Below are 24,427 nucleotides of genomic sequence, written 5' to 3' on the forward strand. Positions count from 1 at the left end.
GCAGCCCGAGTGTNTTAANAGCCTGCCAGTCGGGAATGTTCTGGGAGAAGGGGTGCTCTGGCACCCCGACCAGCAATCCCTCTGGTGGACCGATATCNTCGGTTGTCGTCTTTACCGCTATCACCCCGACTCGGANTCCCTGACCGAGTGGTCCACACCCGAACGGCTCACCGCCTTCGGGTTTGTGGCGCCTTCGCAAGCTATCTCACAAGCCCCCCAGACCCTGATCGCCAGCTTTGACAAGGGCTTTGCTCTGTACACGCCAGAAACCGGCGACTGTCACTGGTTGGCCCACCCCGAAGCGCACAAACCGGGCAATCGGTTCAACGATGGCAAGGTTGANCGGCAGGGCCGNTTCTGGGCCGGCACNATGGTGGAAGCCGGGGACCCGCTGGNGGATGAGGATGGCGCCGCGCTCTACTGCTGGACGGCTGACGGCGATGTGCAGCCGCATTTACGCGGCCTGGGCATCAGCAATGGTTTGTGCTGGAGCCCGGACAGTCGCACCGCTTATCTGTCTGATTCCGCCCGGGGGGTCTATTACGCCTATGACTTCGACGCCCACAGTGGCAGTTTCAGCAACCGNCGNGTGTTTGCCNTGGCCCCTGAGGGCACTGGNCANGANGGCAGTTGTGTNGATGCCGANGGCAATGTCTGGAANGCCCTGTTCGGTGGCGGCCAAGTGGTGTGTTACTCCCCCGAGGGCGAGGTGTTGTTGGAGCTGGAGGTTCCGGTCAGTCAGCCCACCTGTGTGGCTTTTGGTGGTCCGGATCTGTCCTGGTTGTGTATTACCACCGCGCGGGAAAATCTGTCCGAAGCGCAGTTGGCCCGAGAGCCCGAGGCGGGAAACCTGTTAATTTATCAGACCGATGTGAAGGGGTTGCCGGTGGATTTCTTTCGGGGGTAGGTTTGCGGGTACTTACGGCGGATGCGCCTTCGGCTTATCCGCCCTACGCGAACTGGCATGCTATCCGTAGGGCGGATAAGGCCGAAGGCCGCATCCGCCGTCACCCAACCCAAAGTTGCCACAACGCTTCATCCCTTCCGCCGATCCAACGTCCGATACCCCAACGCCTCACTGATATGCACCGTTTCCAGGGACTCACTCCCCGACATGTCAGCCAGCGTCCGCGCCACTTTCAAAACGCGATGATACGCCCGGCTCGATAACCCGAGCTTTTCAATCGCATCCTCCAGCAGGTTCTTATTGGCCGGCGTCAGCGCACACACCCGCTCCAGCTCAGGCACACTCAACTGATGGTTGGCTTTGCCCTGCCGGTCCAGCTGCCGCTGCCGGGCGGCAATCACCCGTTCGCGCACAACGGTACTGCGCTCGCCTTCACCTTTACTCTGCAGCTCCCCGCGTTTCAGTAACCGAACCGGTACGTGCATATCAATGCGATCCAATAGCGGACCGGAAATTTTGTCCCGGTAGCGACGAATCTGATCCGGCGTGCAGGTGCAGTCGCCTTCGGCCGCACCGTGGTAACCGCACGGGCAGGGGTTCATGGCCGCAACCAACTGGAAGCGGGCCGGGTAGACCGCTTGGGCCTTTGCGCGAGAGATGCGTACCTCACCACTCTCCAATGGCTCGCGCAACACCTCCAATACATGCCGGTGAAATTCCGGTAACTCATCCAGAAACAGTACGCCGCTGTGGGCCAGAGAAATCTCCCCCGGGCGCGGATTGGAGCCGCCGCCCACCAATGCAATGGCCGAGGCGGTGTGGTGGGGTGACCGGAAAGGCCGTACCCGATTGCTGTGACTGCCGGCACCGGGGGCTACTGAATACACCGCCGCCACATCCAACCGCTCACGATTTTCCAGCGGGGGCAGTATGCCGGGCAGGCGACTGGCGAGCATGGTTTTGCCAGTCCCCGGCGGCCCATACATCAACAGGTTATGGCCGCCGCTGGCCGCGACCTCAAGAGCCCGTTTGGCCTGTACCTGGCCTTTGACATCACTGAGGTCAAAATCCAGGGTCGGTTCGTCGGTGGCATCGAACGGCCCTTCGGCCTGGGGTAAGCGCTCCCGCTGATGCAGGTGCGCGCACACTGAAAGCAGGTTTTTTGCGGAGAACACGGCAGTGGAATCACACAGCGCGGCCTCTTCGGCGTTGTCGGCGGCGACCACCAGATGCCGTTTGGCATCGCTGGCGGCCAACGCCGCAGGCAGGGCACCGGTGACCGGGCGCAGCTCGCCGGACAGGGCCAGCTCACCCATAAATTCACAACCGCTCAGGCTGTCTTCGGGAATTTGACCGGAGGCGGCCAGAATGCCCAGGGCAATCGGCAAGTCAAACCGTCCGCCTTCTTTGGGCAAATCGGCGGGCGCGAGGTTGACGGTAATCCGCCGGGCGGGAAATTCCAGGTGACTGTTGAGGATGGCACTGCGCACCCGGTCCTTGCTTTCCTTCACGGCGGTTTCCGGCAGGCCCACCATATTCAGGGCGGGCAGGCCGTTGGAGAGATGAACTTCGACGGTGACCAGCGGAGCCTGGACTCCGAGTTTTGCGCGTGAATAGACAACGGCGAGCGACATGAGCAATCCTTGCGTGGGTGGGTGTATTTCGAGAAGAAATATACCTTATCGAGCGTCGTTGAAAAAGGAACCGGGTTCCGTTTTGGGGTGGCGATACACTGGAGCGTTACACCACGCCACCGCTCCAATGCGGCTCGGGTAAACTGTTTACACCCATCAACCGCGCCACATCGCCGAACAGGTTGTGGGTGCCAAAGCGGCGGTAGCCGTTGTTGATGCCGTCGCCGCAGTTGATCACCCTGCCCATGGACAGCGCCCCGCCGGCGCCGCCCGCGAGCGTCACCGCACCAGCGCCGCCGCCGTGTTTGGAGCCGTCGCCCACTTCGGAGAACATCACCACCAGGGTATCGCTCAGCAAACCGGCCGCATCCAGTTGTTCCAATGTGTAGGCCAGCAGGGAGTGGTACCAACGTACTTGGGCAGTGTGGGGCACGTCCCCCGGGCGGTGGGAAGCGCTGTGACTGGAGAACTCGTTGTACCAACGGGTGATCGGGGTGACCTCGCCGCCGTTCTCGGTGGCCTTGATGCCCTGGTCCATGGCCTGCTGGGCCATCTGCCAACACTCATCGAAGGAATAGTTGACCAGGTTGCCGTTTTCATCGCCCTTGGACAGTTGCAGGGTGGCGACCCGGTGCAGGCCACAGGAGAAGGCGCCCACCACATTGTCGATCTGGGCCCGGCACAGGGTTGGAAACTGTTGCCACTCATCTGCTGACAATTGCTGTTCCGCCATGGCGTAGGGGTCGGCGGGTTTGTCGGTGCTGAGGGCGCAGTCGCCCAGTTGCGTTCCCGCGAGGTTTTTCAGGCGCACCAGCGCTTCGCGGTGGCGAGTAAGTTTATCCTGCCGCGCCTGGGACAGGGTGGCGTCTTCCAACTGGTCAAAATCCGACAGCAGGGTGTCGTACATGGCCTGCAGTTGCGGGTTCGGTTCGCCGCCACCGCCGTCCCCCACCCGCAGTGCCAGTTTCTCGGCGACGTCTTTCGGGTCGTTGTTGGGGATAGGCCTTTGCGTGGTTGCGTAACCCCGAGGCTTGGAGATCATGATGTCGGATTTAGGACCGGTACGCACACCCAGGCTCAGGACCCCTTCATCGCCGAGCTGTTCGGCAATCAGGTGGTCGATGCTGGCACTGTCGGTGCCGATCTGGTTGTTGCCGGTGAGGATGCCGCGCATGTCATTGTAGTGGGCGCCAGCGCCCTGACCGATGTCCAGGGTCATATTTTGCAGCACGGTCAGGTTCTGGTGCCAGGGCGAAAGTGGTCCCAGGCCAAAGCTCAGTTCCTGGGAGCCGGCGATACTGCCCTCGCCCTGGGTCGGGCGCCAGTTGTAAGGCACCACGCCGTTGGGGTAGTAAAGAAACAGTACCCGCTGTGCCAAGCCCGAGGCGGCGAGGACTTTCTGGCCGAACAGTTGGCTGGCAAAGGGTAACAACAATCCGCCTTTGGCCAGGGACATCAGAAACCGGCGACGCGATCGATTGGTCAGTGTGTTCATGGTGGTCACTCCCTCTTATCGACGCTGAATGAAACTGTCGGACAGCACCAGGTCGCGCAGCATGTCACGCATGCCACCGCCGTTGCGCAGGTCCTGACTAAAAGTCTGGATATTGAGCTCGTCGCTATCGCCGGACTCCTCCCGGCCCACCACGTAGCGGTAGAACTGCCGGGCAAAACAGGCCTCACCCTGACCGCTTTCGGCAATCAGTTGGGCCAGCTCGGGTATCGAGTGGTAGGTTACCGCCTCGCTGTCCGGGTCAAGAGTCGTCTCCGGCGAATAGAGGCTTTTGATGGAGCCGGAGGCGTCGATCTCTTCGGTCTCACCGTTGCCCAGGGTCTCCATGGCCCGGTACAGGCCCTGGCTGTCGAACCGCTCAAAGCCAAAACCCACACCATCGATAAACTGGTGGCAGGCGGCGCAGGCCGGGTCGTTGGTGTGCCGCTCGGTGGCGTCCCGGTTGCTGTCGGAGTCTTCAAATTCGACGTTGAAGTCCGCCGCGGCCGGTGGCGGAAACTCCTGGCACATCAGACTTTCCCGCACATAGACGCCGCGCTTGATGGGCGAGGGATTGACGGTGTTAGTGCGCGAGGCCAGGAAGCTGGCGTGGCCGAGCAGGCCAGCACCCAGGCGAGGATCCGAGCCGTCGTAGGCGCGCTCGGACCAGCCGCCGCTGGTGGTGTCCGGAAGACCGTAGTGCTCGGCCACCAGATCATTGGCCTGGGTGTAGGGCGCGAGCAGCAGTTCGGCGTAGGGGGCGTTGGACTCAATGTTGGCGAGTACAAAGCGCACGGTTTCCTCTTTCAGCGCTTCGACCAGATCCGGGTTGTCGATGCCCGGGAAGCCGTACTGATTGTTGATCAGCCAGCCGCTGATAAAGCGGCGCAGGCCGCGCTCCGAGCGCGGATCACTCAGTACGTGATTGACCGCCTCGGACCGGCTGAAGTCCTCATCCGCGGCCATGGCGAGTAAGGTGTCATCCGGAGTGGTGGCCCAGAAAATGTAGGCCAGAGAGGTCACCGTTTCGTAGGCATCCAATGCAAAGAGGCCGGTTTCACCGTCCAGCTCGCCCAGCTCGGAGCGGTACATGAAGTGCGGTGACATCAACAGCGCCTGCAGGGCCCGACGACCGCCGTCGTCGTTGTCGTAAAGGGCGGCGTAGTTGTCCACTTCGGTCTGGGTCAGCGGACGACGGAACAGTCGCTTGCCGAACGCCTCGACGGCGCAGGCAGCGTCGTCACACTGTTCGGCCAGTCCCATAAAGGTGTAGCGGGTGATCGCCTGCTCGGCGATCTCACTGGCCACCAATTGATAGCCCAGGGTGCGGTCGTAGCCCGCCGAGAGATAGGAGGCGGTGGTGAAATTGCGGTAGCGACCATCGGCGGGGACGGTATCCATCAGCGCCGCCGAGAAGTTGATATTGAACACATCGCGCACGCTGTTGAGGTATTCCTCTTTGGTGAGCAGGCGCAGGTTTCGGCTATCCAGAGTGCCCTCGCCGCAGTTGCCGTCGGTGCACAGAGAGGGCTGCCAGGCGTCGGCGAGCACCAGGCGGGCGATTTCGAAGGCGCAGTCACCGCTCTGTTCGCCGTCGCAGGCGCCGGGATTGTCCATGGGCATAAAGTCGGCGATGTAGCTGGCCAGAAGATTCTGGTTCCAGGTGTCGTCCAGGGCATTGATGGCACCGGCCACGCCGCCTTCACCGTTGTCGCCATGACAGCTCTGGCAGTGTTGGCCATAGAAATCCCGGCCGGCTTGATAGTCGTCTTCCTGGCCGGCAAACAGCGCCTGGATCGAGACGTTGTGAGCGGGCATCACCAGCTCGATAGTGGCCGCGGCGGGGTTGCCGACTACATAGGCGCGGCCTTCGCCCTGCCACCCGGAAAACTCGGTCCCGAGAGGCGCCTCGTGGGCGGCGATGGAAACCACCGTGCCGGGGGTGAAATCGCGCTCGGCGTTCTCGGTGCTGCCACCAATTACCGACAGGCGATAGGTTTCGCCGCCGGTGTCGCCGTGGGCATTCCAGGGTTCCCATTGGCCGTCGCTGTAGCTGGCGGATTCCTGGATGTCGTTGAGGTCATCGGTCTGGGCGCCGGCGCCGTTGTTGAAAATCACGTTCAGCTGCCCCTCGGGCAGGGCGTCCGGATCTTGATGGTAGACCCACCAACCGCTGTCATCCGGTCCGTCCATCGGCTCACCGGGCCAGTCGTGCAGCGGTTGGTCTTCTCCCGCACCGCTGGTCCAAAGGTAGATGTTGACGGCGTCCCAGTCGTCAGGGTTGTCGTAGCGCAGGGACAGGGCGGCGTCCGCCTCGGTGAGGGTGGTTTGCGCACTGAATTCGTCCAGAGTGGCGCGCACGGTGGCCTCACCCGGGGCCAGACGTTGCACCAGGCCGGTGTCCGATACCGACACGACGTCGCCGCCGCTGATCACTTGCCATTGAACCTCCGAATGAACATGAATTTTGGTGTTGTTGGGACCCAGACCGTAGGCCACCAGTTGTTGCTGATCGGTGAGTGCGGTGGTCTCCGGGGAGATGGCCAGCCCGGTCAGGGAGGTGTCGATAGACACCACCTCGATCTCCAGACTGGTCGATTGCCCGTTGCTGCTGAGGGTGACGTTGGCGGCACCGGCGCTGAGGGCGTTAAGGGTGACCTGGTTGCCTTCGATGGCTTCTACCGAAAGCACCGATTCGTCACTGCTATTGACGCTGTCGATGCTCGACACCGGTGCGGTGAAGCCATTGTCGTAGCGTGCCTCGACGCTGAGCGTAAACGTATCATCCGGGTTGACCCGGGTGTCGCCAAGCAGGCGCAAATCGGTCGGTTGAGCGTCGACGGCGTCGATCCATTCGGCGAACAGGGTGTCTGCCGCGGGGTTGGTGTAACGGGTGCCTTTGGGCATACGGTTGCCGTCGGTGACCTGATAGAGATGAATCAGGCTTTCGCCGTGATCAAAGGGTTTGATCCGGTATTTGCCGCCGGTGGTTTGAACGTTGAGCAGGCGCATGTCCTCCAGCGGCTGGTCGTAGCGCAGGTTCATGAAATCGCTGTTGTGGCAGTGCGCGCAGTTGGTATCCAGATAGGCTCTGGCACGCGCCTCAAGCGATGTGTTCTCGTCTTCCAGAGACGCAAAGGCGGTGTACTGCTCGGCGGCACCAATGTTGGTATCGAACAGCCCGATCCGGTTGAAAATATCCAACTGGTTCTCACCTTGCTCACTGAACGAACGGTTTAACTGGCGGGAGTGCAACGCCAGGGGTTCGCGACTGCCATTGCCCACATGACAGGAGCCGCAATCGGCCGAGGATCGTACCGTGCGGGTGCGTCCTTCGGCATCGGTATTGTCGAGGGTCAGGGTTTCGGTCACTCGTGTGGCCTCAGTGCCCTCGGCGTTCCAGTGGTAATTCACCGCCTGCCAGGTTCCGTTCGCCTGGCGGAAGAGAATTTCCGTGGTAAAGGGACGTTCTTCGCCATCAGCGTCGGTGATGCATTTATGTTTGATCAGCACCGAACCGGTGGGCAGATCCCACTGTTCGGTGTCGGCAAAGGCGATGGTTTCGTCGTTGGGGATGTGTAAGAAGTGTTGTACCGTCGCGCCGTCGAACCAGCCTTCGGTGTTGACCTTATAGGGGATGACGCCACTTTCCGGTACCAGGGGCGAAAGACTCTGAAACAACCCGGTGGCTGATAAGGTGTCCGGCAAGGCGGCGCTGTCAGCGTCATCGTCCACCAGGCGGTAGATGGTGGAGTTGCCTCCGAACTCGACACCGTAGGTGGATACCAACAATTCGTCGCCGGACAGGTCGGTGCCGAAGGAGGCGATGTTTTCCGGGAAGGCGTCGCTGACCACGGTTTTCTCTTCGCCCTCGGCCACGGCCCAGATTTTCTTGGTGACGTAGTCACCGAACACAAAGCGTCCATTGAGGCCCGGCAACTGGTTGCCCCGATAAACCAGACCACCAATGATGGAGTAACCGGTTGGGTGCTCGTACCCTTCGATGGGCGGTTCAAAAGCCGTGGTGCAGTCTTTGAGTGGGTCGCCCCCGAGTTCGCCCCGGTTGTTCAACCCTTCGCACACCGGCCAGCCGTAATTCTTTCCGGGTTCCACACGGTTGACCTCTTCGTAACCGGATTGGCCGACTTCGGTTTCCCACAAGGTGTAGGGCGCTTCGGTGTCAAACGCCCAACGCCAGGGGTTGCGGTGCCCGTAGGACCAGATTTCCGGGCGGTAACCAGATTGATCCACAAATGGATTGTCATCGGGTACGCGATAGTATTTTCCGTTTTCAGCTTCGGTCAATGGCTCGATCCGAATGAACGTGCCGAGCAGGTTGCTGGTGACCTGAGCATTGTTGTTGGTACGCGGATCTTCGTCGAACGAGGTGGTGGCGCTATGTCCGTAAGCGCCGTCGCCGATGCCCAAATACAGATAGCCTTCTTCGGGATGAAACTGCATCATGCCGCCCTTGTGATCTGGACCGGGTTGTTCAACGCGCAGTAGTTCCCGGGCGGAGTCATCCAGCACGGCAGCGGGGTTGGCTGGATTGTCGATGGTCCAGCGCTCAAGCACGGCATCGCCGTACTGACCGTCGGGGGTACGTTCGTTATCGTCGGCGCCCTGAATGTAATACAGGTAGATAAAACCGTTGCTGGCGTAATCCGGATCCAGAGCCATGCTGAGCAGACCCTGTTCGTGATAATTCTTGACCTGATCTTCAATGTCGATCAGAGAGCGAACCTGATCGGGCGCTACCTCGGGATCGTCGGGAAAAGCGTAGACCTGCCCGGACTTGTCGACCACCATCATCAGGCCACTGACCGGGTCGGGCAGGGTCATCACCGGCGAGGCAAACTGATCGATCAATCCGGGGTAGGCGATCTCAAAACGATAATTGCCCTCGGACACATTACCTTCCACTGGCAGGGCGTGGGGCTCGTTCAGCGTGGGGCGTTGATCAAGATCATCGGGGGTTTGCCCGATGGGCGGCGGGGCGTCGTCCGGATGCTCATCAAGTCCACAATCGGTAAGGCTCTGCCATTGATCGCCGGCGAAGCAGGGCGCTCCGTCAAACAGCAGGTCGGCGGTTTGTGCCGCACCGTTATCGTTGAAAATAACGTTGAGAGAGTCTGGCAACTGATTGCTGTTCAATCGATTGACAAGGTCGACACAATAAAAGCCCTTCTCTTTGTTCATTGCCAGACCAGGCCAATCGGTGCCCTCGTTCAGCGCATCGGCAGGGGATGCATTCCAGTAGTACAGATGCGGTTCGCTGTATCCCTGGGCATTGTCGAAACAGAGTCGGGTATTTTCGGAGCTGGTATCGTCGGACGTGGTGTCGGCAATGCTGACCTCAATGGAATGATCGGTATCGTCGAACGCGATATCGTAGGTGCCCGCGCCATCGACGATCGGATAGTCCTCGGCCGGGTAGGCTTGGCTCCAGTTGTCGTAACGGCTGATTTTGAAGCGGGGATTGTCATCGTCGAAGGTCTGGGTGGTTTCCCAGTGGCCGCTGTCCGGATTGTAGGTCATGGGGGTGAGCCCCCAGTCATTGGGCGTGCCGCGAAAATAGGCGTCGGACCACTCCTGGGCGAGTGCGGGGTGAAAGCTGCCGAAAAGCAGAGCGCCAATACCGAGCGCCATCACCTTGTTTATCACAAGTCTATGGATGCTGAACATAAAAGTCTTTCCGTTTTTGACGGTAAAAAATCATTATCGTTAGTGTGAATTTTTCGTCCGTGTCTGACTGAAAAACGTGTTGGCATCTTGCCCACAGGGTCAGAACCGTTTGCCCGGGAGTGGGCGATACCGCATCGGTTTATTATTTGAAATGGGTTGCAAGCCCGGCGCCGATACCGCGTTTGGAGGGAGTGGCGTTCTTTGGGAACGCGACTATCAGAGACTTCACATTCGGCGTTGTTTACGTATTTACATCAACTGATGTTTGGAGGAAGTCTAGAGACGGATTCATGACGGTGGCAATATGAATACGTATGCAGCACCGCCGAATTGTCATAAAGGCGGGAGTGAATCACAGTGTTAATGGGAGCTTAGATCGGAGAATCTCCGGGTTTCGGAGCGAGCACGCCCTGGATCCCCGGTGGCGGAGTTTGGCGGGATTGTTGGATTACGCTTCATTCCAAAGCATCGGACCGATCCTACCTACGGGAGGAATTTTCCAGCTCGGCGAGTTGTTTTTCCAGTTGTTCCAGACGCTCGCGGGTGCGCTGGAGTACGGCGGTTTGGGCGTCGAACTCTTCTCGGGTGACCAGATCCATTTTGCCGAGCGCGGACTGTACGGCGGCTTTGATTTCCTGCTTGGGAAGCATGTCCTGCAAGCCCGGCAATTTGCGGTCAATTTCCTGAAAGAATTTCTGGGCAAAGTCGTTAATCATAGGGGCACTCGATCATGCTGGGGAAAACCCCAGTGTAGCGCGCCGGGATATCCTTGTCAGTGGTTACTGGGGGTTCAGGCGATACTGTGCCATTGCTTGATGGTGCGACACACCTTGTCCACCGGTTGGGGGGCGCAGAACAGATAGCCCTGCATCTGGTCGCAGCCGGCGGCCTGCAGCCAATCTCTCTGTTCCTGGGTTTCCACGCTTTCGGCGATCACCACTTTGCCCAGATTATGTGCGAGGTTGATCATGGCGGTGACCAGGCGTTGGTCGTCCACGCTGTGGTTCAGAGCGGCCAAAAACCGGGAATCAATTTTAACCGCGCGGATGGGCAGGCGCTGCAGGTGCAGGAAGGAGCAGCTACCACTGCCAAACTGGTCCAGGGAGAATTCCAGGCCCAGGTGCGATAGTGGCCGCATGCACAGGCTGACCAGATCGAGGTTGTCCATCAGGCTGGCTTCGGTGAGCTCAAACTCCAGATTCCGGCCGGGCACATCGAGCTCATTCAGGGTCCCCGCCAGCCGGTGCACCAACTGTTCATCCCGGAACTGGCGCACTGACAGATTGACCGCCATACGCAATTCCAAGTGACACTCGCGCTGCAGCAGGCGCAGGTCCTGGCAGGCGCACTCCACAATCCAGTAGCCAATGTCGTTGATCAGGCCGGTATCTTCGGCAACACTGATGAATTCTTTGGCATCGAGCAGGCCGCGCTCCGGGTGCTGCCAGCGCAGCAGTGCCTCCATGGCGACAATGTCCCCGGTATTGAGGTCGATGCGGGGTTGGTATTCCAGGCTGAGCTGATTCAGACGCAGGGCGGCCCGCAGGTCGGACTCCATTCGCAGTTGCAGGCGCACGGCCTTGTTCATGGCCTCGGTAAAAAAGCGGTAGCTACTGTCGTCCTGTTGCTTGGCCTGATACATNGCCATATCGGCGTTCTTGAGCAGACTNTCGGCATCGCGGCCGNCNTCCGGGTANACCGCGATGCCGATGCTGCAGCCGATGCGCATTTCGTAGCCGCCGATATGATAGGGTGCACCGATACGTTCGATGATTTTCTCGGCNATATGGGCGATGTTGGCGCCATTATCGGTGTTTTCCAGCANCANNGTAAATTCATCGCCNCCCATGCGGGCAACCGAGTCGCTGCGGCGCATGCATTCCTTGAGGCGGTCCGCGCACACCCGGATCATGGTGTCGCCGGTGTCGTGGCCGAAGCTGTCATTCACCTGNTTGAAGCCGTTAAGGTCTATGAACATCAGTGCGAACTGGCCCTGATCCCGGTCCGCCAGGCGGATGGCGTGTTCGAGCCGGTCGCGAAAGAGAATGCGGTTGGGGATGTCGGTGAGGGTGTCGTAGTGCGCCAGGCGACTCAGGTGTTGCTCGGTGCGCTTACGCTCGATGGCATAGCGCAGGGTGCGCTCGAGCAGCTGGGTATCGATATGGCCCTTGATCAGGTAGTCGGCGGCGCCGGCGCGAATGGCTTCCCGGTCCACCTCNGTTTCCATCTCGCTGGTCATGACCACGATCGGGGTGGTGCANGCCTGGGTTTTGGCGGCGGTCAGCAGGTCCTGAGCGGTNTGGCCANTACCCCAGTAATAGTCCAGCAGCACCAGGTCGTAGTCNTCNCCAAAAATGGCGGGCAAAGCGCCATCCAGCCGGTCGTGCCAGACCAGCTGATAGTCGGTGTGGTGAATCTTTGACAACAGGTCGGCCAGNANCAGGTACTCGCCTTCCTCGCCGTCAATAAAGAGGATCTTTACGATTCTGTCCATTGCCCGATTCCATGGTTCCTTTGGTATCGTTGGGGGCATCGCAGGGCTTCAGTGCGCTCAACCTTGACGCCGCCGACCCGGCCGCNCGAGGCGATCCGGTTCTCGTTGTTTATGACCCAATACTCATCNACCTTGACGGACCACACAGCATGAAGAAATCCGCGCCAGTTGAGGACTTTACACCACCTATACCCCATAATAAACCACTTTCGCGGGGTGCCAATGGCCGCTGGTCGGGCAGTGACACGTGCGTCTGTGCGGGTGCTTGCGTGCCCTTGGCGCCCTGCTACAATGCCGGCCCCCTGTGTCAGCCACGCCTGATGACGCCACGCACTGAATTGGTGAGGTACTGTGCCCAAGCTCAATCCCCGTCAGCGAGAAGCCGTACACTATATTGATGGCCCCTGCCTGGTGCTGGCCGGGGCGGGNAGTGGCAAAACCAGTGTGATCACCCGCAAGATTGCCTATCTGATCGAGCAGTGCGACCTGCCGGCTCGCCATATCGCCGCCCTGACCTTTACCAACAAGGCCGCCCGGGAGATGAAGGAGCGGGTCAGCTCGCTGGTCAAAGGCAGCGCCGCCAAGGGGCTGACGGTCTCGACCTTTCACAATCTGGGCCTGAATATCATACGTCGGGAGTATAAAGCCCTGGGCTTCAAACCCGGATTTTCGATATTTGACGCCGAAGATGCCCGNGCCCTGCTCAAGGANCTGTTGCTCAAAGACGGCGAGCTGGACANCGACCACCTGAACCGGGTTCAGCATCAGATTTCCAACTGGAAGAACGACCTGACCGATCCGGCCGAGGTATTGGCCATGGCCCANAGCCCGGGCGAGCAGACCATCGCCCGGGTGTACGAGCGCTACAACCAGGCNCTCAAGGCCTACAACGCCGTGGATTTCGACGACCTGATCCTGATTCCNGTACGCCTGTTCCAGGACCATCCGGACATTCTCGCCCGCTGGCAGCGCAAAATCCGCTACCTGCTGGTGGACGAGTACCAGGACACCAACTCCAGCCAGTACCTGCTGGTCAAGCTGATCGTGGGCGTGCGCGGCTCGCTCACCGTGGTGGGGGATGACGACCAGTCGATCTACGCCTGGCGCGGCGCCCGGCCGGAGAACATGAGCCTGCTCAAGCAGGACTTCCCGGCCCTGAATGTGATCAAGCTGGAGCAGAACTACCGCTCCACCAGNCGCATNCTGAAAGTGGCCAACCACCTGATTGCCCACAACCCCCACGAATTCGACAAGGCATTGTGGAGTGAAATGGGCNTGGGCGACCCGATCCGGGTGATCCGCTGCGCCAATGAAGAGGCGGAGGCCGAGCGGGTGGCCACGGAAATTCTCACCAGCCGGCTGCGCTACCAGCGCAAGTTCCGCGACTACGCGGTACTGTACCGGGGCAACCACCAGGCCCGGCTGCTGGAAATCAAACTGCAGCAACACCAGATTCCCTACAAAATCAGCGGCGGCTCGTCCTTCTTCTCCAAAACCGAAATCAAGGATGTGATGGCGTATTTACGCCTGCTGGTAAACCCGGACGACGACAACGCCTTTTTGCGGGTGATCAACACCCCGCGCCGGCAGATCGGCACCAGTACCCTGGAAGCCCTCGGGCGTTACGCCACNGAGCGGCATATCGGGCTGTTCAGCGCGGTGAATGAACTTGGGNTGGAGAGNCAGCTCAACGACAAGGCGCTCGAACGCCTNCGCCGGTTTGTGCACTGGATGGAGGGCGTGCATCAGCGCTCCCACGGCGACAACCCGATCGGCGCGATTCGGGAAATGCTCGAAGACATGGANTACGAGGCCTGGCTGCANCAGAACGCCAGTACCCCCAAGGCNGCCGAGCGGCGCTGGGAAAACGTTCAGTACCTGGTGGACTCCCTGGGCAAGACTCTGGCGCCGGGGGATGACGACGATGAGACCACCATCAAGGAAGCCATTGCCAAGCTGGTNCTGCGGGACTTGCTCGAGCGNCAGGAAGANGAGGACGANCTGGANCAGGTGCAGCTGCTNACCCTNCACGCGTCCAAGGGGCTGGAGTTTCCNCACGTGTTCATGGTGGGNNTGGAAGAAGACCTGNTGCCCCACCGGAACAGTATCGAAGATGGCAATATCGAGGAAGAGCGGCGCCTGACCTACGTGGGCATCACCCGCGCCCAGAAAACCCTGACCATGACNNTGGCCCACAAGCGCAAGCAGTTNGGGGAAATCTTTGAAACCACGCCCAGTCGGTTTCTGGAGGANTTACCGCCGGAGGATGTGGAGAGTGAAGGATTCGGTGAGCTCAGTCCGGAGAAAAATGTNGCCAAGGGCGAAGAGACGCTGAGCAGTNTGNTGGGGATGTTTGATTAGATCGCCCTAGTGGCGCGTAGGGCGGATAAGGCCGCAGGCCGCATCCGCCGTAACCTTCCGCTAAACGATTAACTGCTCTCTTCAACCATATAATCGACGGTCGCCTGAATCTCTTCATCAGAGCAGTCGCTGCACAAGCCCATGGCCGGCATGGCATTGAAACCGTTGATAGCGTGGTCGTACAGTGTCTCGGAGCCCTTCTCAATGCGGCTTGCCCAGTCGTCCACGGAACCGAGCATCGGCGCACCGGACACGCCAGCATCGTGGCAGGTGGCGCAGGCCGAGCCGTAAATTTCTTCACCGGAGCGCGGNTCACCGCTGCTGGCNCTGGCCACGGGCGCTGCCGCGCAATCGTCACCGGCCATGCACACCTTGCCTACCGGGGCCAGGCGGTTNTCGATTTCTTTGGACACGTTACTGGACTGAGCCACCGCCAGAGCGGAGAGCAGACCCAGACTGGCAGCCAACAACAGGCCGATGCGTTTCTTGACTAGACTCACGGTGCTTCATCCTCGTTGTGAGAGGCAGTGCCTCTTTGGACTATTTGGGGCGATCANCGGGCGTAGCCCGCCAACCGCGAGGGCGCATTATAGCCACAAACCGTCGCTCAGGTGAACCAAAGCCCGTCANTCGGCGGGCTCGGGCACGGCCCCGGCAATCAGCAGGTAAACGGCCAGGTTGCGGGTCCAGCGGTCCATCANGCGNCTNAAGTGNCGGTAGTTNGTGACCCGGTTGGTCCANTCCATNGCCTGTCCGGTCAGGTTCTGGGTTTCCCGGTGGTCGATGAACTGCGCCAGTACCTTGCCGNTNGGGTCTTCCAGTACCAGGTCAAAGGTGGCGTTTCCGGCNTCNCGCGTGTAGTNGCGGGTGATNCCCGGCCGGCTCAGGTCCGGNGCGTAGATGTTCAGNTTGCGCAGGGTAGGGCGNAAAATCATGTCCGNCTCTTCGCGGTTCTCGGTGAGNGTAACNCCGGTTTGCTCACTCAGCCCCTCACGGAGCGCTTCGTCGAGGAAGCGACCGTAATCCTCGTAGATGCGATCCAGGTCCCGTTGGGTGTAATCAGCCCTTCGGTCGCGCAGCNAGTAATCGCTCAGGGCGACCTGGNNCGGTTCGATATAAAGTGTGGTGATCCGGGGCAGNCGNTCGCCNGGGGGNAGAAANACATGNTCNAAGTTGCCNGGCTGAGCCGGGCGCANTGANTCNTCNGCCAGCGGNAGGGGCGANTGCTGNGCGCAGGCNGCCAGCCANAANGTCNCNANGGCCAGNAGNGCGGCCCTCGNCCAGAAACGGAGTGAGATAACGCGCNGATGTGTCATNNAGACCTCCCCAATCGCNTAACNGTGAATACGCCATACTACGTCGGTTAGACGTCGCCCGGGTGGTATNGTTGCGTAAAAAACCGTTATGAATTTGTAGAAGCCGGTTCATGGTCGCCCTNGCGGTGCCGGGCGAANTAATCNCGNGCNGCCCGGTTCACCCGGGGNGCGAGCANCAGGGCGGATACCATGGTGGGAATGGCCATGGTGGCATAGAGCCCGTCCACCANACCCACCACCGCGCGCAGGCTCACCACGCTACCGAGCACNACCAGAGTGGCGTAAATCCAGATGTAGTGATGTTGATGNTGAGCCCCGATCAGAAAGCCCAGGCATTTGCTGCCGTAATACCAGAAGGTGAACACGGTACTCAGCGANAGCAGGGCCACCACCAGCACCAACAGNTAGGCGCCGACGTTGGGGAAGGCGGTTTCGAAGGCCCGGGCGGTGAGGGTCACTCCGTCNATACTTCCGTCCACCTGCCAAGCGTCGGTCACCAGTATGGCCAGTGCCGTGCAGGTACAGACCAGAAGGGTATCGATCACCGGGCCCATCATGGCCACCAGGCCCTCGCGAATGGGCTCCTTGGTTTTGGCGGCGCCGTGGGCCATNGATTCGGTGCCGATNCCCGCNTCATTGGAGAAGGCGCCCCGGCGCACGCCCATCAGTATGACGGTNCCGATGGCGCCACCGGCGGCGGCCTGGCCGCTGAAGGCGTCGGTGACGATCAGGTGNAGTGCGGCCGGAATTTCGCCCANGTACTGGANCANCAACAGNAGGGTCATCCCCAAATAGAGCAGGACCATGACCGGCACCATTCTCAAAGTCACTTTACCAACNCGCTGGACGTGTCCGGTAATGACCAGCAGCACCAGGGCGGCGATGATCAGCCCGAGCGTGAGGTCAAAGGCGAAGTGGTTGCTTTCGCTGGCGANCCCGGCGGGGATGGCCACCACATCACGCACAATCTGTACGAGTTGGTTGACCTGAAAGGCGGGCATGGTGCCCATCAAACCGGCGACGGCGAACAATGCGGCGAGCGGCCACCAGCGTTTTCCCAGGCCTTCGCGAACGACGTACATGGGGCCGCCNTGCAGCCGACCGAGGCTGTCTTTGCCCCGGAACATGACGGCGAGGGAGCAGGTATAGAATTTGGTGGCGACGCCGATGACGGCGGTGACCCACATCCAGAAGATGGCGCCGGGGCCGCCCATGGTGAGCGCCAGGGCGACGCCGGCGATGTTGCCGAGGCCNAGGGTGCCGGAGAGGGCGGTGCTCAGTGCCTGGGCGTGGGGNATGTCGCCTTCGTCGTCGTGGTGGTCGTAGCGGCCACTGAGGATCTGCAGGGCGTGTTTGAAGTGTCGGTAGGGGAGGCCACGGGAGTAGGCGACGAAGAAGACGCCACCTCCCACCAGCAGTATCACCAGGGGCATGCCCCACATAAAATTCGCAAACGCTGTAAATGCCGCTTCCATAGATCCTCTAATGTTTGTCTGAGTCCGGCCGGGATAGGGGTTCACCCTTTCAAGACACGCCGTAAACCCATCCCTGGGGGCTCGCATCGCGGGTCCCCCGCTCCACGGTCTTGAAAGGGTGAACCCCTATCCCGGCCTCATAGTCTGATTCACGTCCGCAGCTCGCGTAGGGCGGATAAGCGCAAAGCGCGCATCCGCCGTAACCAAAGGTAAAGATTGAATCGATCCTAAAATTAAAACGCTACTCGGCCGCAAACTCCCCCGCCTCATACCGCGCCAAAACCCGCTTGGCGTCTTCAAACTGCGCTTCGTGCACCCACAACGACACCGTGCTTCCCGCCGGCAACTCCCCCGCGGCTCCGGGCAAATATTCACCGCGGATTTCGCAATCAATCCCCTCGGATTCGAGCAACCCTTGTACCAGGTGCGCCTCAATGTTGTTTTCCGGCAAATAGACTTCTTGCATGGCGGAGTGCCTCGTGGGTGTTGGTGGTTGGGCGATCAGCTCTGTTGTTCTTGGAGATACTGGTCTTTCAGCGCCACGTAGTTGCTGGCGGAGTATTTGAAGAATTCCCGCTCGCTGTCTTTGAGCGGGCGGGCCTGTTTGCAGGGTGAGCCCATATAGAGGTAGCCGCTTTCCAGGCGTTTGCCCGGCGGTACCAGGGTGCCGGCGCCGATTACCACTTCGTCTTCCACCACGGCGCCGTCCAGTATGGTGGAGCCGATGCCCACCAGGATGCGGTTGCCCAGGGTGCAGCCGTGCAGGGTGACCGAGTGGCCTACGGTGACGTCGTCGCCGATGGTCAGCGGGTAGCCTTCCGGGTTGAAGGGGCCGGCGTGGGTGATGTGCAGGCAGCTGTTGTCTTGAATACTGGTCCTTTCGCCTATACGTATACGGTGCATGTCGCCGCGAATGACCGCACAGGGCCAGACGGACGTATCACTGCCCAGGGTCACGTCGCCGATTACCACGGCGGCCGGGTCAACGTAGACGCGCTCGCCCAACGTCGGGGCGACGCCCTGGTAGCGGCGCAGAGCGGGCGAAGAGGGAGCAGATGCGGTCATGGGTTACCTCATACAGGGCATCGGACACGGAGCGTCGGCTGGAGCGGGCGTCTACCCGCCGCCGCGTAACGATGTATCATGGTAGCGTCCCGGGCCGCCGAGCGCGAATGTTCAACGCGATAACCCCGTTTTTTGAGTCACAGACACAGAGTTTTGGAGCGATAACCTTATGGCCAACCCCCTGCTGGAAACCCACGAATTGCCCCCGTTTTCAGCCATCAAGCCGGAGCACGTGGAACCGGCCATTCGGCAGTTGATCGACGAAAACCGCGCCCATCGCGAGCGGCTGCTGGACGGGCTGGATCAACCGACCTGGGACAATTTCGTCGCTCCGCTGGAAGCCGAAGAGGACCGCCTGGAGCAGGCCTGGTCCCCGGTCAGCCACCTGAACGCGGTGGTCAACAGCGAGGCCCTGCGCGAGGCGTACAACGCCAGCGTGGCGTTGCTGACCGAGTACAACACCGAAGTGAGCCAGGACAGGCGCTTGTATGAAGCCTTCCAGGCCATTGCCGACAGCCCGGAGTACGACCAGCTGAGCCAGGCCCAACGCCAGTCCATCGACTACGCCCTGCGGGATTTCCGACTTGGGGGTGTGGCCCTGGAGGGCGAGGCCAAAAAACGCTATGGCCAGATCAAAAAACGCCTCAGTGAGCTCTCTACCCAGTTTGCCAACAACGTGCTCGACGCTACCCAAGCCTGGTACAAACACTTTACCGACCCGCAGGATCTGGCCGGCCTGCCCGACTCCGCTCTGGAGCAAGCTGCTCAGGCTGCCAAGCAGAAAGACCTGGAAGGCTATGTCACCACCCTGGACATCCCCTCCTTCCTGGCGGTCATGACCTACGCCGAAGATCGGGCCCTGCGCCGGGAGACCTACACCGCATTTGTGACTCGTGCGTCCGCGGAAGGTCAGAAGGCCGATGGAAGCAGTGCCGCCGAGTGGGACAATACCGCGATCATCGACGAGACCCTCGCGTTGCGCCATGAGCTTGCGCAATTGCTGGGTTTCAATAACTACGCCGAACGCTCCCTCGCCACCAAGATGGCGGACAGCACAGAACAGGTCATAAACTTCCTGACCGAGCTGGCCGAGAAGTCCAAACCTCTGGCGGAGCAGGACGTTCAGCAACTGAAAGCCTTTGCAGAAAAAGAAGGCTGCACCGACCTGCAAGCCTGGGACCTGGCCTACTTCAGCGAAAAACTCCGGCAGGCGGACTATGCCCTGTCCCAGGAAGAGCTACGCCCCTACTTCCCGGCCGAGCGGGTGATCAGCGGCCTGTTCGAGGTGGTCAAACGCCTCTACGACATCGACATTGTGCCGGTGGCGAGCTTTGATAGTTGGCACCCCGACGTGCGTTTCTATCAGATCTACAAAGACGGTGAACACATCGCAGGCTTCTACTTCGACATCTTCGCGCGGGAAAACAAACGCGGCGGTGCCTGGATGGCGGACTGTCGTGTGCGCCGCCAGACCGCCAGTGGTGTGCAGCGGCCGGTCGCGTTTCTGACCTGCAACTTCACCCCTCCGGTGGGCGAGACCCCTTCACTGCTCACTCACGATGAAGTGACCACCCTGTTCCATGAATTCGGGCACGGCCTGCACCACATGCTGACCCAGATCGACGTGGCCGCCGTCAGTGGCATTAACGGCGTGGCCTGGGACGCGGTAGAGCTGCCCAGCCAGTTCCTGGAAAACTGGTGCTGGGAACCGGACGTGGTACCGTTGATCTCCGGCCACTACAAAACCGGCGAACCGCTGCCCAAAGACCTGCTGGACAAACTGCTGGCAGCCAAGAACTTCCAGTCCGGTATGCAGATGGTGCGGCAGTTGGAGTTCTCCCTGTTCGACTTCCGCCTGCACGCGGAGTACAACCCCAATAGCCCGAAAGCGCCCCAGCAACTGCTGGATGAAGTGCGCGACCAGGTGGCCGTGATCACGCCACCGGCGTTCAACAAATTCCAGAACAGCTTCAGCCACATATTCGCCGGCGGCTACGCGGCGGGCTACTACAGCTACAAGTGGGCCGAAGTGCTCTCCGCCGATGCCTTCTCCCGATTTGAGGAAGAGGGCATCTTCAATCGGGACACCGGGGAAAGCTTCCTCAAAGAAATCCTCCAGCAGGGCGGCAGCCGCCCGCCCATGGAGTTGTTCGTCAACTTCCGCGGCCGCGAGCCCAGCATCGCCCCATTGCTGCGCCACAGCGGCATCGACGAGGAGGCTGCCTGATATGGCCTTCAGCAAAACGCCCCGGTTTATCGCCGGGGCCGTCTGCCCCCGCTGCTCCGCCATGGACCGCCTTCGCGTGTACAACGAAGACGGCACCGACTACCGCGAATGCGTCGACTGCGGCTTCAAACAGGAACAGCATATCCAACCCCAGATGCGGGAAATCGAAACCCGCGTCAACACCAGCCAGGAAGAGCGCAAAGCCCAGGAGCAAGTGGTCAAGATCCTCCCAATGAACGACGACTGAGTAGGGCACCCATGTGGTGCCGACACACGATGCAACAATCCTGCTCCAACTTGCTTTTCGCTCTCCACCTGCTACCTTACCCAAACAACCAAATAAGCCCCGTTGCCACATGCTCTCTGAAATACTTTCTACCAAGAGAAAATGTCGCACTACGGGCGGTAGCGTGCCTAAACGCCGGTCTGGCACATTAATCCGCAAGTGCATCCAAGGGGCTGCGCGTTCCCGCATAATGCTGCCCCAACACATGGGTATAAATCTGCGTCGTTCTCACATCGTTGTGGCCCAATAGCTCCTGCACGCTGCGTATGTCATAACCGCTTTGCAGCAAGTGGGTCGCGAATGAATGGCGGAATCGTGCAAGTGGTGCCGGCAAAGCGTGCCGGTAAGCGGATGTTCGCTGACCGATTCAGATGGGAAAATGAACATCCATCCAGGTGTGCGATAGGCAGAGGGATACTTTTTCGCGAGGACGCCGGGCATGGACGGGCCGATGCCGGATTGGTTGTCTTTTTGTTGAATCGTAAGTGCTTTTTCAATGGCTTCTTTCAACTCAGGAACCACCGATTGACTCAGAAGCGTTTGACGATCTTTTTTTCCCTTGCCGTCGCGGACGGTCAGCGACATTCGATCAAAGCACACATCTTGAACCCTGAGACGCAGGCATTCAGACACTCTTAAACCGCTACCATAGAGAATAGAAACGATGAGCCGCTGAGGCTGGGGCAAATGGGACAGGATCGCGCGAATTTCTCGGGGAGCTAACGTTGTAGGTAGATGACGCTGTTTGCTCGCGGGAGAGAAATCAATTTCACCGAGCGGTGTGTCCAGAACCTTATGATACAAATACACCACTGCGTTCAACGCGACTTTCTGTGTATTGACAGCGACGTGACGATCCACCGCTAGCCACGTTAAAAACGCTTTAACCTCGCTGACCCCAATATCAGTGGGGTGCTGTTTGTCATTGAAGAGAATAAACTGCTTGATCCAAAAAAGATAAGTTTTCTCAGTGCGTAGACTGTATCCGCGAAGGCGGATATCACGACGAATCATCTCCATAAAAGGGCTGGATGGCATCAGAATCACTCCCTGTAATAACGATCAATTTCTGTACTTTTATACAGTATATTTGAGACTCTTGCAAAGTTTGGCGTACAGGTCATCTTTACAGAGCGCGTTTTTTGCGGTCCGATGATAGTTTTTCCTTTTTTATCAGTAGGTTAGAAATGTTACTGGGGTAAATAACAGGCGACATCCGGACGAAAACTGAGCTGGCACGGTTTCCGCCTGCTGTTTCTGTGCTAAAGTTCAATTTAATTTTTTAATTTCAATGAGTTAGCGGCTTTCAAGCGGAAATGTGCATAGCGAAAAAGCGTGCTGGCTCGATATACAAATGTTATGCATAGGAAGACAAAGCTTTGAGAAAGCTGTTCGAGGAAAAACTCTACGTAAAGGTTTCGCGGAATCGATTCGAAATAGTGAAGGTCTCAGGTGACTCTGCTGTGGAAATCGTTTCCGCTCCTCAGCCATTCAGTACTCTCCGTCTTCTTGCAGGAGATTTTTCACGGGCCGAGCATCATCTGAGTACCGGTATCCGCAAGGTTCTCCCGAAAAAATTAATCAAAAGAAGCCCCGCAGTTTTGATTCATCCTCTGGAACTGACCGAAGGTGGTCTATCTGAAGTGGAGGTCAAGATATTCCGTGAGCTAGCTTTCGGGGCGGGCGCGCACAAAGTAAAAGTTTGGGAAGGGGCAGAGTTGTCTCCCCAGCAAGTCATTGAAAAACTGGAAAATGCATAACCAGGCGGTCAACCGGACGCCAAAAGCGTACCGCTTTTGGTTCCCTCCGCTAGCGCTCCGGCGCCGGTTACCTCAGCGTTAAAAATTCCATGGACCTATCTAACTATCATCCAACAGCTATCGCTATCATCGTCATAGTGGCAACGATGCTAGCTACCAGCCTGATCCAGTGGGCGTTTTTGATTCTGCTGAGGCGGCGGCACTCTGCTCAGTGGTTTCATGCAGGGTCGCCTACTATTTGGAGTGATCAAAGCTTTATAAGCGCTTGGCCTACAGTCCGGTACCTCCAAAGTAGAAGCTATTGGTCCAGCGGCGACCACGCTGGGGCAAGGTTCTGCCACAAGTTTCGTTATCCTATGGTGGTAGGCTATTGGCTGACAATCATAGTGTTCATTGCGGGTGTATCGGTGGCGGTTCTAAATGGATGGCCTCCTTCATGGGAATAATTTTTAACAAAGCAAGGCACGGCGACGGCTTTTTCGTTACGGCTGCGCCTTCACTACAAAGCCGCGCGTGCTTGCGGCGTTATGTTTTCGAGGGATATATGAGAAAGTTCGGATTGCTGGTCTTATTGTTATTCACGGTGGGAAAGGTGTCAGCAATGGAGTATGTTTTACCAAAATATACTCCTGCCCAAGCAGAAAGCCTGATATTTGAATATTTACATACAGAGAGACCCAAGACCGACCTTTCTCAATATGACTATGAAAGTCTTAGCTACACGTATACGGAAGGTTTTTGGACAGCGTCCTTCGTTTGTAAAAAGGTCGAATTAAGTTGCCACTTTGGTGTATCAATGACTAATGATGAAAATCCAAAGTTTACTTTCATGGGCGGCTTATAAACATAACAAAAAGCTTCACGCGGAAACATTTTACTACGCTCGTTTTTGTGCATTCAGCTGCGCTTCATTCTTTCACAAAAACGCTCTCCGTAAAATGTTCCGGTGAGCTTGGCGTTAGAAGCACAACGTAGGGAGACATCTTTGGTTACCGAGATTCGCGGTTGGTTGATGTTGGGGCTTGGCGTGATTGGTGGGGTAGTCGCGCTACTCACCTACTCCCGGGGGCAGAACCAGCGCAGGCTGGAGAACAGCTTTCGTATGATCCAGCTTTTCCGAGATAGCATACCAACACAGGATTTTGAGCAGTGGATTAAGCTATTCCATGCTGCATCTGAGCCAGCTGGCGCCAAGCCGGGCCATTTTGTTTCCGAGGATGGACGTCAAATCCCATTTTCAGCCTTGTACACGGAAGGGCCGCCCGATGACGGGGCGATAGACCGAATAGCTCAGGTTTTAGATTTAGTATCTGAGCAAGCTCTAAAGCGCACGCTCGATCTCAGAATTTTCTACCATGAGTATGGCCAACTGATGGATACCATTCATTCATGGCTTTCTGCAGACGTGGGTTCAGATGGGAGGTCCTTGCTTGAAGACCTCTATCCAAATTTCAGATTGCTATACGAAAAAAACAAAATCGTCACGGATTGGAATTGTCGCAGGTATGTTTATTGCGGCCAGCAACAGGGCTTCTAACCAGTAGTTCCAGTTCGTTCCGGGCCTGGCGGCCCTCCACCGGACAGCCTTGTCGCCGCTTCGCTCTGCCAAGGCTGCCGCTGAACAATGGCGTTGAGGCTGTAGAAAAACTCCAAAAATAAGGCCTTTTTTGATAAAATTGGGCATCGTTTAAAGGACGTGACGCCATGCCAAACTTTAAGAAATAC

The 24,427-nt window shown here is 58.8% G+C and carries 17 protein-coding genes and 1 pseudogene; 7 read left to right on the top strand and 11 right to left on the bottom strand.

Annotated features, from left to right (window positions below):
- Positions 1-52 precede the first annotated feature (52 nt).
- On the top strand, positions 53-907 hold the full coding sequence (locus tag CMG77_RS14770) for an SMP-30/gluconolactonase/LRE family protein (RefSeq protein WP_286905007.1): 855 nt from the start codon (positions 53-55) through the stop codon (positions 905-907).
- Between the two features lie 128 nt (positions 908-1,035).
- Here the strand turns inward: CMG77_RS14770 and CMG77_RS14775 are convergent, their stop codons facing one another.
- The 5 genes from CMG77_RS14775 to CMG77_RS14795 all read right to left on the bottom strand — a co-directional run bounded on the left by CMG77_RS14775 (position 1,036) and on the right by CMG77_RS14795 (position 12,251).
- A complete protein-coding gene (locus CMG77_RS14775) occupies positions 1,036-2,541 on the bottom strand; it encodes a YifB family Mg chelatase-like AAA ATPase (protein WP_286905008.1) in 1,506 nt (501 codons plus the stop codon).
- A gap of 106 nt (positions 2,542-2,647) precedes the next feature.
- Entirely contained in the window at positions 2,648-4,036 is a 1,389-nt protein-coding gene (locus tag CMG77_RS14780) for a DUF1552 domain-containing protein (RefSeq protein WP_286805796.1), read from the bottom strand.
- A 15-nt stretch (positions 4,037-4,051) separates the two neighbouring features.
- Positions 4,052-9,718: a PQQ-dependent sugar dehydrogenase gene (locus tag CMG77_RS14785; RefSeq protein ID WP_286805797.1), complete on the bottom strand. Its 5,667-nt coding sequence runs from the start codon at positions 9,716-9,718 to the stop codon at positions 4,052-4,054.
- 479 nt (positions 9,719-10,197) lie between these two features.
- Positions 10,198-10,434: an accessory factor UbiK family protein gene (locus CMG77_RS14790; RefSeq protein WP_265366503.1), complete on the bottom strand. Its 237-nt coding sequence runs from the start codon at positions 10,432-10,434 to the stop codon at positions 10,198-10,200.
- A 74-nt stretch (positions 10,435-10,508) separates the two neighbouring features.
- On the bottom strand, positions 10,509-12,251 hold the full coding sequence (locus CMG77_RS14795; protein WP_502691953.1) for a putative bifunctional diguanylate cyclase/phosphodiesterase: 1,743 nt from the start codon (positions 12,249-12,251) through the stop codon (positions 10,509-10,511).
- A 312-nt stretch (positions 12,252-12,563) separates the two neighbouring features.
- On the opposite strand from CMG77_RS14795, the gene rep reads away from it, so the two are divergent.
- Positions 12,564-14,573, top strand: a complete 2,010-nt coding sequence (gene rep / locus CMG77_RS14800; protein WP_286905013.1) for a DNA helicase Rep — start codon at positions 12,564-12,566, stop codon at positions 14,571-14,573.
- A 68-nt stretch (positions 14,574-14,641) separates the two neighbouring features.
- Here the strand turns inward: rep and CMG77_RS14805 are convergent, their stop codons facing one another.
- From CMG77_RS14805 to CMG77_RS14820, 4 genes are all read right to left on the bottom strand, one after another.
- The gene (locus CMG77_RS14805) at positions 14,642-14,938 is read right to left on the bottom strand and encodes a c-type cytochrome (protein WP_502691957.1); all 297 of its coding nucleotides are present in this window, start codon (positions 14,936-14,938) and stop codon (positions 14,642-14,644) included.
- Between the two features lie 1,037 nt (positions 14,939-15,975).
- Complete coding sequence (locus tag CMG77_RS14810) at positions 15,976-17,364, bottom strand: alanine/glycine:cation symporter family protein (protein ID WP_286905017.1); 1,389 nt, start codon at positions 17,362-17,364, stop codon at positions 15,976-15,978.
- A gap of 241 nt (positions 17,365-17,605) precedes the next feature.
- Positions 17,606-17,830, bottom strand: coding sequence for a putative signal transducing protein (locus CMG77_RS14815; RefSeq protein ID WP_024461832.1), 225 nt, complete (start codon positions 17,828-17,830; stop codon positions 17,606-17,608).
- A gap of 35 nt (positions 17,831-17,865) precedes the next feature.
- Positions 17,866-18,429 carry a gamma carbonic anhydrase family protein gene (locus CMG77_RS14820; protein WP_123638806.1) on the bottom strand — a complete coding sequence of 188 codons (564 nt, stop codon included), beginning with the start codon at positions 18,427-18,429 and terminating at the stop codon, positions 17,866-17,868.
- Positions 18,430-18,598: 169 nt separating this feature from the next.
- On the opposite strand from CMG77_RS14820, the gene prlC reads away from it, so the two are divergent.
- Together prlC and CMG77_RS14830 are read left to right on the top strand one after the other, a co-directional pair.
- Complete coding sequence (prlC, locus tag CMG77_RS14825) at positions 18,599-20,656, top strand: oligopeptidase A (protein WP_286805807.1); 2,058 nt, start codon at positions 18,599-18,601, stop codon at positions 20,654-20,656.
- Position 20,657: 1 nt separating this feature from the next.
- A complete protein-coding gene (locus tag CMG77_RS14830) occupies positions 20,658-20,903 on the top strand; it encodes a YheV family putative zinc ribbon protein (protein WP_286805809.1) in 246 nt (81 codons plus the stop codon).
- 187 nt (positions 20,904-21,090) lie between these two features.
- On the opposite strand, the pseudogene CMG77_RS14835 reads toward CMG77_RS14830, so the two are convergent.
- Positions 21,091-21,980: pseudogene (locus CMG77_RS14835) on the bottom strand (phage integrase N-terminal SAM-like domain-containing protein).
- Positions 21,981-22,321: 341 nt separating this feature from the next.
- Here CMG77_RS14835 and CMG77_RS14840 point away from each other — a divergent pair.
- From CMG77_RS14840 to CMG77_RS14850, 3 genes are all read left to right on the top strand, one after another.
- Positions 22,322-22,702, top strand: a complete 381-nt coding sequence (locus CMG77_RS14840; RefSeq protein ID WP_286805813.1) for a hypothetical protein — start codon at positions 22,322-22,324, stop codon at positions 22,700-22,702.
- 370 nt (positions 22,703-23,072) lie between these two features.
- Positions 23,073-23,546: a hypothetical protein gene (locus CMG77_RS14845; protein ID WP_286875579.1), complete on the top strand. Its 474-nt coding sequence runs from the start codon at positions 23,073-23,075 to the stop codon at positions 23,544-23,546.
- A 141-nt stretch (positions 23,547-23,687) separates the two neighbouring features.
- The gene (locus CMG77_RS14850) at positions 23,688-24,239 is read left to right on the top strand and encodes a hypothetical protein (protein ID WP_286805816.1); all 552 of its coding nucleotides are present in this window, start codon (positions 23,688-23,690) and stop codon (positions 24,237-24,239) included.
- On the opposite strand, the gene CMG77_RS14855 is transcribed toward CMG77_RS14850, so the two are convergent.
- Positions 24,236-24,427, bottom strand: a 192-nt coding sequence (locus tag CMG77_RS14855; protein WP_286905019.1) for a hypothetical protein, incomplete at its 5' end; no start/stop codon positions are given. The two genes, CMG77_RS14850 and CMG77_RS14855, sit on opposite strands and share 4 nt — an antisense overlap.

It is taken from the genome of Marinimicrobium sp., assembly GCF_002695945.1.
Taxonomy (GTDB): domain Bacteria; phylum Pseudomonadota; class Gammaproteobacteria; order Pseudomonadales; family Cellvibrionaceae; genus Marinimicrobium; species Marinimicrobium koreense.

Coding starts and splice junctions, on each gene's coding strand:
- CMG77_RS14820 (WP_123638806.1), bottom strand. CDS start 18,429: ATGACCGCATCTGCTCCCTCTTCGCCCGCTCTGCGCCGCTACCAGGGC.
- CMG77_RS14815 (WP_024461832.1), bottom strand. CDS start 17,830: ATGCAAGAAGTCTATTTGCCGGAAAACAACATTGAGGCGCACCTGGTA.
- CMG77_RS14790 (WP_265366503.1), bottom strand. CDS start 10,434: ATGATTAACGACTTTGCCCAGAAATTCTTTCAGGAAATTGACCGCAAA.
- CMG77_RS14775 (WP_286905008.1), bottom strand. CDS start 2,541: ATGTCGCTCGCCGTTGTCTATTCACGCGCAAAACTCGGAGTCCAGGCT.
- CMG77_RS14830 (WP_286805809.1), top strand. CDS start 20,658: ATGGCCTTCAGCAAAACGCCCCGGTTTATCGCCGGGGCCGTCTGCCCC.
- prlC (WP_286805807.1), top strand. CDS start 18,599: ATGGCCAACCCCCTGCTGGAAACCCACGAATTGCCCCCGTTTTCAGCC.
- CMG77_RS14780 (WP_286805796.1), bottom strand. CDS start 4,036: ATGAACACACTGACCAATCGATCGCGTCGCCGGTTTCTGATGTCCCTG.
- CMG77_RS14785 (WP_286805797.1), bottom strand. CDS start 9,718: ATGTTCAGCATCCATAGACTTGTGATAAACAAGGTGATGGCGCTCGGT.